Raw genomic sequence first — 10702 nt, forward strand, 5'->3', positions numbered from 1 at the left:
ACCGAGATCTACACAAGGAGTATCGTCGGCAGCGTCAGATGTGTATAACCGACCAGCTGGTCACCGCTCCGCTCCCCCGTCCTCCGGAAGCCCAGCCCCAGGTAGAAACCCTCGGGACCGTCCGCGCCCGGGTGCCAGCCGGAGTGGACGACGCGGCCGACGTGCCGGCGGAGGTCGTGGACTACATCGCGGGCCAGCTGGACATCGCCGACTCCTCGGTGCTGAAGGCGTACGGCGAGCGGGAGAAGACCCGGTTCGAGCACATGTGGGAGTTGCGCAAGCTCCTGGAGTACCGGGAGTTCGCCGAGGTCGAGGCCGAGCTGCGGGCGTGGGTGGACGCGCGGGCCTGGACGACGGGCGAGGGGCCGAAGGCACTGTTCGACGCGGCGGTGGGGTGGCTGCGGGAGCGGCGGGTATTGCTGCCGGGGGTGACGACGCTGGCCCGGCTGGTGGCGTCGGTGCGCGAGGCGGCGAACCAGCGGCTGTGGAACACCCTGTACGGGCTGCTGAACGCCGGGCAGCGGCTGGTGCTGGACTCGCTGCTGACCGTGCCGTCCGGCCAGCGGGTCTCGGAGCTCGACCGGCTGCGGCGCGGTCCGGTGCGGGTGTCGGGGCCGCAGATGAAGTCGTCGCTGGAGCGGGCCCGGGAGGTCGCCGACCTGGGCATGGGCGAGCTGGACGTGTCCGGGATTCCGCCGCGGCGCCTGGCGGAGCTGTCCCGGTACGGGGTGGACGGGAAGGCGACGCTGCTGAAGCGGCACGGCGACTCACGGTGCCTGGCGACGCTGATGGCCACCGCGGTCTACCTGACGACCCGGGCCGTCGATGACGCCTTGGACCTGCTGGAGGTGCTGATCGCCACCAAGCTGCTGGCCCGTGCCGAGCGGGACACGGCGAAGGAGAAGCTGAAGACCCTGCCGAAGGTCGAGCGGGCCGGCGCGAAGCTGGCCGCCGCCTTCCAGGTCGTGTTCGACACCACCTCCGAGCAGGTCGACACCGACACCGGGGAGGTCACCCCGCCGAAGGTGGCCACGCTGGAGGCGATGTGGGAGCAGGTCGAGGCGGTGATCCCGCGTCAGGAGCTGGCCGCCGCGATCGCGGCGCTGTTCGAGCTGACACCGCCGCTGGACTCGGACGCGGACGAGGCGTGGCGGGCGATGCTGACCACCCGGTTCGGCACGGTGCGGCCGTTCCTGAAGTTGCTGGTGGAGGTGGTGGACTTCGGCGCGACCCCGGAGGGACTGCCGGTGCTGAAGGCGCTCAGGTCGCTGCCGGACCTGATGGGCCGCAAGAAGGTGGGCCCCGCCGAGGTCGACACCGACCTGCTGGCCGGTTCCTGGCGGCGTCTGGTGCTCTCCGCTCCGCACCAGGAGCCCGGGACGGTGGACTGGAAAGCGTACACCTTCTGCGTGCTGGAGCAGTTCCACCGGATGCTGCGGCGCAAGGAGGTGTTCGCCAAGAACTCCTCCAAGTGGGGCGACCCGCGGGCCAAGCTGCTGGCCGGAGCGGCGTGGGAGCAGACCAAGCCGACTGTGCTGGCCTCCCTGGCCCTGCCGGAGGAGGCGGGCGCGCACCTGGCGGCGCGGGCCGCGCTGCTGGACGGCACCTACCGGGAGGTCGCCTCCCGACTGCCCGTGAACGCGCAGATCGTCTTCGACGACGCCGGACGCCTGCACTTCGCCGCGCTGGAGCCGGAGCCCGAACCGGCCTCGCTGCTGGAGCTGCGGGCGGCAGTGAACGCCATGCTGCCCAGAGTGGACCTGCCCGAGGTACTGCTGGAGGTGTTCTTCTGGACCGGCGCCGACCAGGCGTTCACCTCGGTCACCGGCAGCGAGGCGAGACTGCGGGACCTGCACGTCACGATCGCCGCGCTGCTGGTCGCGCACGGCTGCAACGTCGGCTACACCCCGGTGATCGGTGGCCTGGACGCGCTGAAGTACGGCCGGCTCTCGCACGTCGACCAGACCTACCTGCGGCTGGAGACCTACCGGGCCGCGAACGCCACCCTCATCCCCACGCAGGCGTCGATCCCGCTCGCACAGGCGTGGGGCGGGGGCCTGGTCGCCTCGGTGGACGGGATGCGGTTCGTGGTGCCGGTGCCGTCGGTGTACGCGCGGCCGAACCCGAAGTACTTCGGGCGCCGGAGCGGCGCGACCTGGCTCAACATGATCAACGACCAGGCGGCCGGGCTCGGCGGCAAGGTGGTGGCCGGCACCCCGCGCGACTCGCTGTACGTGCTGGACGTGCTCTACGACCGCGACGGCGGGCGGCGCCCGGAGATGATCGTCACCGACACCGGTAGTTACAGCGACATCGTGTTCGGCCTGCTGACCCTGGCCGGGTTCACGTACGCGCCGCAACTGGCGGACCTGCCGGACCAGAAGATGTGGCGCGTGGACCGCACCGCCGACTACGGGGCCTTCCAGGACGCGGCCCGCGGCCGGGTCGACCTGGTCCGGATCGAGCGGCACTGGGAGGACATCCTCCGGATCATCGGCTCCGTCCACACCGGTGCGGTGCGGGCCTACGACGTGATCCGGATGCTGTCGCGCGACGGACGGCCGACCCCGCTGGGCGACGCCATCGCGCACTACGGGCGGATCGCCAAGACCTTGCACATCCTGCGGCTGGCCGACGAGCCCGGCTACCGGAGGCAGATCAAGACACAGGCCAACCTGCAAGAGGGCCGCCACGCGCTCGCCCGGAAGATCTTCCACGGCCGGGCCGGGCAGCTCTACCAGAACTACCAGGACGGCATGGAGGACCAGATCGGCGCGCTCGGCCTGGTCCTCAACGCCCTCGTGCTGTTCAACACCCGCTACATGGACGCCGCCCTCACCCAGCTCCGCACCGAGGGCTTCGACGTCCGCGACCAGGACGTGGCCCGGCTCTCCCCGTTCATCCGGCACCACGTCAACATGCTCGGCCGGTACTCCTTCCAGCTCCCGGAGCTGCCCGGCGGGATGAGGCCGCTGCGCGAGCCGGACGCCGACCCCGGCTGGTGAGGTCAGTGGTGGCGGGGGGCGTACATGATGACAGCGACACCGGCCAGGCACACCAAGGCGCCGATGACGTCGTAGCGGTCGGGCCGGTAGCCGTCCACGGCCATGCCCCAGGCCAGTGAGCCCGCGACGAAAACGCCGCCGTTGTGACGGAGGCGATCCAGGTCAGAGGCTGTGTCTGAACGTCTTACTCCCGTTTCGTGGGGCGGACCGCTTATGGCGTGGCACCGATGGGGACGGCCATGGCTGCGGCTTCGGTGGCGTCGACCGGCACTGCGGCTTCGGGACGGCGCAGGTCGAGCACGATGAGGACGGCGGCGGCGACACCCAGGTAGATGAGCAAGGTGGTCAGCGCCTGGCCGGTTCCGTGACCGTCGAAGTAGATCGTGTGGTGCAGCAGGATGTAGCCGTTGCGAGGTGGCAGATAGGGCCCGATGTCGCGCCAGAAGGCGGGCAGGTAGGGCACGCCGGTTGCCCCGCCGGCGGACGGGTTGCCGAACAGGAGGACCACGATGATCGTCACCAGGGTGCCGACGGGGCCGAGCAGCTTTTGTAGGACGGCGGCGACGGCGGCGACCACCGCGACGATCAGTGTGCAGATGGGCCAGGTGATCCAGAACTTGCTGCTGGGGAATCCTTGCAGCCAGTAGCAGACGATCAGATCGACGACCAGGCCGCTTACGACGGCGAATCCCGCGAGCTGGGCGGCGCGCCATCGGCCGGCCGCCCTGCCGGTCACGGCCATGAGCAGGGTCGAGCTCATGTAGCCGCCGATGAGCAGCGGAATCAGCATGAGCCCTTGGACCAGGCCGAACGGGTCCTTGGCCGCCAGTGGTGTCGGGGCGTACTGCTGCACCTTCAGGGTCTGGCCGGTGGCCTTGGCCGCGTCCTCGAAGCGCACCGCGAGATCGAGCGGTGCCAGGTCGCTCATGGACGGCACCACGATCAGGGTGTTCGAGCTGCCCGAGGAGATCAGGGCACCGAAGATCCGGGCCTGGTCCATCGCGGTCTTGGCGGCGGCCTCGTTCGGATACCGGGTGACCTTCAGGGAGATGTTCTTCTCGGCCGCGGCCAGGACGGGCGAGGTGCCGACTGCGCCGAACGGCAGGTTGGTGGCCTTGGGGGCGTGTGAGGCGCTCATGTAGTTGGTGGCGAACAGGCATTGCATGACGGCGCAGACACCCAGCGCCACGAGGATTCCGATCAGGGCCCGCCGGCGGTTGGGAGGGGTCGCCGCGGGGGCCGGCGGTGCCGTTGTGTCGGCTTCCTGGCCGGCGGTTCGGGCTGCCGCCCTGGCCGGGCGGATGCGGCCGTACCAGCCGATGACGGCTGTGCCGGCGAGAGCATAGAGGAAGAGGACGACCAGCGGGGTGGTGATGTCGCTGCCGCCGAAGTAGAGCACGTGGTTGATCAGGGTGACCGCGCTCTGCGGCGGGAAGATCACCCCGATGTTGCGCCAGTACACCGGCAGCAGGTAGGTGCCCAGCCCCCCGGCCGGCGGGCCGCCGATGACGATGAAGAGCACCGCCACGAGCAGGGTGCCCATCCTGCCTACCAGGGCTTGCAGCGCGGCGGCGGCCAGCGCCACCGCCGAGGTGATGAGCCAGAAGCACGGCAGCAGCGGCCAGAAATGACTGCTGGAGTAGGCGCCGATCCCCAACCCGGCGATCAGGTCGGTCAGCACCGCGCCCACCAGCGCGTATCCGGCCAGGATGGCCGCGCGCCACGGCGCGGCGGCGGTGCCGTGGGCCGCCTTGTAGACCAGTACGGCGGCCAGATACCCGCCGATCAGCAGCGGCAGCAGCAACAGCGACGTCACTGCGCCGACCGGGTCGGTGGATGCGAGCGGCTTGACCGTCTGCACGGTGACCTGCCGGCCCAGCTCGTGCGCCGCCGCCAGGAACGCCGGCTCCAGCTCGGTCTGGGCGAAGAAGCTCTTGGCCGGGACCACGATCAAGGTGTCCGCCGAACCGTCGCTGACGTACCCGCCGTACAGCTCGCCCCGATCGGCCGCGTCCGTCACAGCCGACGAGTTCGGATACGAGGTCAGGTTCAGCCCCACTCTCGACGCCACCTCGGCGACCACCGGCGAGGGCGGACCGGCCACGCCGAAAGGCATGTTCCGTGGCACGAGCAACTGCTGGGCACTGACGAGGCACAGCGCGAGCAAGGCCTGCGCGAAGAGCACCAGCCCCAGCGCAAAGCCGATTTTCACCGCGGTACTCCGCCTGTCCACAGCCGCAGCTGCCTGCTTTGCCATCCCTGTCCTCCGGCCGGCCATCGTTGCGGCACCTGAGACGCACTCGCGTGCCCGCAGGCACGGCGTCCCGATGTCTTGTGCCGGTATCGGGTGGGACCGCCGGCTTTCGAGCGGACGCGTACTGGATCACGCAGGCTTCACACCGGTGCTCGGCCTTCGCCCGGGTGGGACTGACCTGCTGTCAGTCCGTTCCCTTCTGTGAGCAATCACGACATGGGCTCGATGGGACGGCAACTCGGGAGACGCCGGGGTAACCCCTTTGAGGTGACGCCTGTGATGTGGACATACCTATCAATGGATCTTGTAGATCCAGGAGGACGATGGTGGGTTCACAGTGGCGATCATGACCGTCCTGCGGCTCCTCGGCCTTCTGGCACCCGCACCCGCCGGTGCCGCAGCCCGTCGATCCGCAGCCGCGCGCGGCCCGGCGGCCCCCCACCACGTGCCAGCGTCGAGCGCGGCCAGGGCGGCGGCGATCGCGGGCAGCCAGCCCACCACCGCCCGGCCCCGGCGCCGACCACCCCGGCGGTGATCAGGACGGGCAGCACACAGCAGGCCACGCACGGGTACAGGACGTCAGCACCCAGCTCAGCTCGGTCATGGCTCGCTCCCATCCGTCCCCGCGCCGTGCGGGCAGAGACGTTTCCGACCACAAACCTGTACCTGGGTACCGGTTGCAAGCCGCCGGGTCCGGCTCAGCGCCGGGCGTCCCCGGGCGCGAGGAGGCTGGTCAGCTCGGCGATGGCCTCCGGGGAGGGCTTGAAGTAGCGGCGGACGTTCTCCGGCTTCTTGTGCCGCGACTTCGCCATCAGCATCAGCAGACTCGCCCCGGCCTCGCCGAGGTGGGTCAGGGAGGAGTGCCGCCACTCGTGCAGGTCCCAGCCCGTCCCGGGCCCGCGCACCGCGGTGTGCTCGTCCAGCAACGCGCGGGCCTGCCCGTAGGAGAGCCGGGCGAAGCCGGTGTCCGGGCAGACGTCACGGGGGCTGACGACCTTCCCCGGGCCCGGTTTGCGGTGGGTGACGAACACCGGCCCCCGGGTGCGGCCCTTGAGCAGGCGGGGCAGCAGCCGGGCGGTGCCGGCGTCCCAGTAGACGGTCTCCAGCACGAAGTCCTCGCGGACCTGGCCCCGGCGGGACTTCGACTTCGCCCCCTTGGCCTTGACCGGGCAGCGGCGGCCGGCGAAGTCCAGGTCCTCGATGTTCATGCCCAGGATCTCGTCCGAGCGCCCGGCGGTCTCGTAGAGCATCCGCCACAGCGTCTTCTCCCGCAGGTGCACCTCCCGGCGGGCGATCAGCCGGTCGACCGTCATCTTCGAGCGGGCCGGGGTCTCGGAGTCCGGCACTGCCAGCCGCTTCGCCCAGACCGGTACGGCGGGGCCGTCGTAGCCGCGCTCCCGGCACCAGCCGAGCCAGGACAGCACCGACGCCCGGCGGGAGTTCCAGGTGTTCACCGCGGAGGTGCCCCAGAGCAGTTCGAGGGCTTCGCCGATCTCGTCGTCGGCGACCGATGCCAGCGGCCGACCCTCGCCGAGTCGCTCGGCGGTCTTGCCGACCCGATCCCGTAGTTGCGGATCGTGTTCGGGTTGCCGAGCGGGTCGAGGAACACGTCGGCCGCCGTTCGGACGGTGAGGGCCTTGCCCGTCGGCAGCTGTACGACGGTGGGCACCGCTTCCCCCTTGCCGCAGATAACAGGGCCGCTTCATGCAGCGGCCGGAGCGCGTCACCGCAGGTGACGGGTCAAGCTACCGCAGATATTGGGGTGTTATCTGTGGGAAGACTTCACGACCACCCGGTCGCCGACGTCCCGTCAGCTGCCGACCAGCGGCGATCCGGGCTTAGAGAGTCCGCCAGTAGGCCATAGGGGATGCAGGACTTGGAGGCTCGGGCCGCGGCGGCGATACCTGGGCGCGAGGCCTCCCGGTCACCGGTTCGGGCTCGGGGGATCTGTATCCGTCTCCGCCTCCCGCTCTACTCAATGACTTAGAGTAGCCCTTTAGTTACCCTAAGGGATTGGATGCCTTCTGATCATGTGACCGTGCACTCCGACGCCAACTACAAGGGCAAGAGCGCCACGCTTGCCAGTGGGCGCCACAAGCTCGACCAGTCCATGAACGACTGCATCTCCTCCGTCCGTGTTCCCGAGGGGTGGTCAGTGACGCTCTACGAGCACGCGGACTTCACCGGGGCGGGAGTCACCCTGGACGAGGACACCCCCGAGCTGGAAGGCGCCCTCCACGACAAGGCATCATCGATCGTCGTCAGGGGCTTCGCCTCCATCCTTTCGAACGAAGGCGACGACGACTGGTTCTGCTTCGAGGCGCCGGTGGGCAGCTTTCACGGAATCCGCGCCAGAGCCGCCTCACTCCCCGTGTACGGCCAGCGATTCCTCACCGGCAGCCCCCCGCCGGCGGCCAGTTGCGCGCCCCACCGGCGGACTGCCGAACACGCGCGGTGACCGTTGACAAACCAGCCGGCTCGCGCGATGCGTGCTGAGGGGCCGCGCCCCGTGCGGCCCGGTCCCGGCCAGTGGGCCGGGACCGGGCCGCAGCGCGGTTGGGCTGCTACTGGCCGAACTCGTTGAAGACGGATCGGAGGTCGGCGGCGAAACTCTCGGCGTCGCGGTCTTCGATGCGGTGGCGGGGGATGAAGTAGACGAGTTCGCCGTCCTTGAAGAGGGCGATGGAGGGGTGGGACGGGGGGATGTCCGGGAAGTAGGAGCGCATCTTGGCGGTGGCTTCGATGTCCTGCTCGTCGAAGACGGTGAGCAGCCGGTCCGGGCGCTTGGCGTCCCCGTCGAGGGCGAGCCGGACACCAGGGCGGGCCGTGCCGGCCGCGCAGCCGGCGACGGAGTTGAAGACCACCAGGGTCGTGCCCGTGGTGGCGTCCTTCATGGCGCGGTCGACGTCGTCGGCGGTGCACAGCTCGACGAAGCCGATCGAGGTCAGTTCTTCCCGGAACGGCTTGATCAGCAACGGTGAGTACGGCATTACCAATCCTCACTGAGAATGACGGATGAGCTACCCAGAGTACTGGTTGGGCGTGCCCACTCGCGGCGATACCGACCGGAACCGTCCGCTCGGAAGCGACGTGCCGACCGGGCGCGGGTCGCCGAGGCAATGAACCGAGCTTCACTACTGAATGTAGCGAGATTCGCGACCGAGTGACTCACCGTCAGGTGGTCGCCGGCGGGAGAATCTAACTGGCCACCGACACGCGGAGCAGGGCCGGCCAGTCCGCCGTCCCTGCTCCCAGGCACTGCTGGTGGGCCGGGCAGTGCAAGCACTGATCTGCCGGCCGCGACGGCAGCTCCCGAAGGTGCGAAAGGCGAGCACCGTCCCGGCCGCCGAGCCGGGAAGGCGCCCCCAGCCCATCCGTCCGGCTTCCTGCCCGGTCAAGGCGGACAGGGAGGATGTCACTCCGGGGAGGGAGCTGGCGGGCGGGTCGTCGGGATCCGGGGCGCGCGGGACCGATCATGCGGGCATGACGTCTCTCCTCACCCGCCGCCGCATGCTGCGCGGCACCCTGGCGGCCGCCGGGCTGGGACTGCTCGCGCCCGCCACCGGCCGTGCCGCCACCCGCTCCACCCCGCAGGACAACAGTCCGCTCCCGACCGTCGGGCAGAGCATCGGCTGCTCTCTCCGAGCGTTCGGTGCCACGCTGGCCGTGGCCCTTCCGCCGCCGATGCCGAAGCTGGACTTCACCGGCTCGCGCACCGTCGAGATCGAGGCCGGCGGCGCTGACTTCGTGCGCTACCGGGTCGTGGACCTCCGCATCACCGCTCAGCATCCCTTCTTCGGCGAGATCACCTGCCGCGCCCCGGAGGATGGGGACACCGGCTCGGGCACTCTCCGGATCAGCGGCGGCCAGCTCACCGAGACGTGGATCCAGCCGATGCAGGTCACCTTCGCGCGCTGCGGCGACACCCCGGGTCCCTACCAGTTCACCGCCCTGGAACCCGCCCGCTGGACGGCCGAACTCACCCAGTTCCCGCCCCCGGCCGACCCCGACGACGGCGCCTCCTACGCCCTCCAACAGCCGTTCTACCTCGGTCTGACCCCCCAGCAGCGCACGGGCACGGATGCCGACAACTGCCCCCTGGCCACGCCTCTCCCCGACGCCCCGGACGGCGCCTACGCCGGATTCCTGGACTTCCCCATCACCCAGGCGGGCCTTTCATAACCGCCCAGTACACACCGCCTCCCACCCGGCACGGGACTCCTCAAGGGCCTCCAGCAGTAGGTGCCGGCAGCAGGGCAGGCACGGCCCACCCGATCATGGAGCTCTCTACACTTCATGATCACCGGGGGATCCGTGCCTGCCGTCCCATCACGCATTCTCGACCCGATCCGCGACCAGTTCCTCGCCCTCCTGCCCGTGCGCGAGGACCGGCACCCGCTGGGCTGCCACAACCCTCGGATCAGCGACGCGGTCGTCTTCGACCGGCTGGTGCAGGTCCTGGTCTTCGGCTGCGGATACGAACGCGCCGCCGCCGATCACTGCTCGGCCACCACCTTGCGCCGACGCCGCGACGAGTGGATCGCGGCCGGCGCGATGGAGAGCCTGCGGCTGCTCGTGCTCGCCCCCTACGACCGCATGATCGGGCTCGAACTCGACCGCCTGAACGCCGACGGCTGCATCACCAAGGCGCCCTCCGGCGGTGAATGCGCCGGGAAGAGCCCGGTCGACCGCGCCAAACTCGGGCTGAAACGCTCGCAGTTGACCGACGGGGCAGGCATACCCCTGGTCATCGAGCCTGCGCCGGCCAACACCCGCGACCACACCCTGCTGCCCGCCACCCTCGACCGCTTCACCGCCCTCGAGCAGGCCCTCGGGCCGCTGCCGGAGCATCCGCGTCTCACCCTGGACGCCGGCTACGACTACCGATCGCCCACGACGACCTGGCCGGCCGGAGGATCGACGCCCGCATCGCCCCGCGCGGCGCGAAGACCCCGATCCAGACCGGCGGCCGGTGGGTCGTCGAGCGCACGAACTCCTGGATGAACAACTTCGGCAAGCTCCGGCGCTGCACCGAACGCCGGAGAGCGGCCGTCGAGTTCTTCCTCGCCCTGGCCGCCACCGTCATCACGGTCCGCTGCCTGATCCGACGCGCCTGGACCCTCTACCGCTGGAACACCCGTCCCCGGAGCCCACGCATCCGATGACCTACTGGCGGACACCCTTAGCTTGGCGTTTATCCATGCACGTCACCCGACCTGCTGATCTGCGGTTCTTCCCGGGACAGCAGAGGCGACCGTTCTCCACGCTTCGAGGTGTCGAGTCACGAAGCACAAGAGAACGGCCGCTGTGTATGAGTCTGCCTGCCGATGTGCCCGCTAGTGATGCATTGGGCGTCCTGTCCCGCTTTCGGGTCGAGTTCTACGAGTGCCTTTACGCCCGCGCGGATGTGCTCTTCGAGCTCACGGACGCGGTGCTGTGTGCG

The 10702-nt window shown here is 69.9% G+C and carries 4 protein-coding genes and 4 pseudogenes; 4 read left to right on the plus strand and 4 right to left on the minus strand.

Annotation, left to right across the window (positions count from 1 at the left end; translation table 11 throughout):
* Positions 1 to 143: 143 nt before the first annotated feature.
* Positions 144 to 3005 (plus strand): annotated as a pseudogene (locus tag OO48_RS32900) (Tn3 family transposase); the annotation flags it as partial.
* A 2-nt stretch (positions 3006 to 3007) separates the two neighbouring features.
* Here the strand turns inward: OO48_RS32900 and OO48_RS37000 are convergent.
* The 3 genes and pseudogenes from OO48_RS37000 to OO48_RS34720 all read right to left on the minus strand — a co-directional run.
* A pseudogene (locus OO48_RS37000) lies at positions 3008 to 3145 on the minus strand (YnfA family protein); the annotation flags it as partial.
* Between the two features lie 71 nt (positions 3146 to 3216).
* Complete coding sequence (locus OO48_RS32905; protein ID WP_157845602.1) at positions 3217 to 5262, minus strand: hypothetical protein; 2046 nt, start codon at positions 5260 to 5262, stop codon at positions 3217 to 3219.
* A gap of 695 nt (positions 5263 to 5957) precedes the next feature.
* Positions 5958 to 6928: pseudogene (locus OO48_RS34720) on the minus strand (tyrosine-type recombinase/integrase).
* Between the two features lie 369 nt (positions 6929 to 7297).
* On the opposite strand from OO48_RS34720, the gene OO48_RS32915 reads away from it, so the two are divergent.
* Positions 7298 to 7717 (plus strand): peptidase inhibitor family I36 protein, encoded by a 420-nt coding sequence (locus OO48_RS32915; protein WP_157845603.1) that lies wholly within the window; start codon positions 7298 to 7300, stop codon positions 7715 to 7717.
* Positions 7718 to 7823: 106 nt separating this feature from the next.
* Here the strand turns inward: OO48_RS32915 and OO48_RS32920 are convergent, their stop codons facing one another.
* Positions 7824 to 8249, minus strand: a complete 426-nt coding sequence (locus OO48_RS32920) for a BrxA/BrxB family bacilliredoxin (RefSeq protein WP_033223069.1) — start codon at positions 8247 to 8249, stop codon at positions 7824 to 7826.
* A gap of 493 nt (positions 8250 to 8742) precedes the next feature.
* Between OO48_RS32920 and OO48_RS32925 the strand changes: the two genes are divergently transcribed.
* Together OO48_RS32925 and OO48_RS34725 are read left to right on the plus strand one after the other, a co-directional pair.
* The gene (locus OO48_RS32925) at positions 8743 to 9441 is read left to right on the plus strand and encodes a hypothetical protein (RefSeq protein ID WP_157845604.1); all 699 of its coding nucleotides are present in this window, start codon (positions 8743 to 8745) and stop codon (positions 9439 to 9441) included.
* Positions 9442 to 9573: 132 nt separating this feature from the next.
* Positions 9574 to 10424, plus strand: a pseudogene (locus OO48_RS34725) (IS5 family transposase).
* Positions 10425 to 10702: the final 278 nt, after the last annotated feature.

It is taken from the genome of Kitasatospora phosalacinea, assembly GCF_000716545.1.
GTDB lineage: Bacteria > Actinomycetota > Actinomycetes > Streptomycetales > Streptomycetaceae > Kitasatospora > Kitasatospora phosalacinea.

Bases quoted from the DNA above. Each gene is read 5' to 3' on its own strand.
- OO48_RS32925 (WP_157845604.1), top strand. From the start codon at position 8,743: ATGACGTCTCTCCTCACCCGCCGCCGCATGCTGCGCGGCACCCTGGCG.
- OO48_RS32920 (WP_033223069.1), bottom strand. From the start codon at position 8,249: ATGCCGTACTCACCGTTGCTGATCAAGCCGTTCCGGGAAGAACTGACC.
- OO48_RS32905 (WP_157845602.1), bottom strand. From the start codon at position 5,262: ATGGCAAAGCAGGCAGCTGCGGCTGTGGACAGGCGGAGTACCGCGGTG.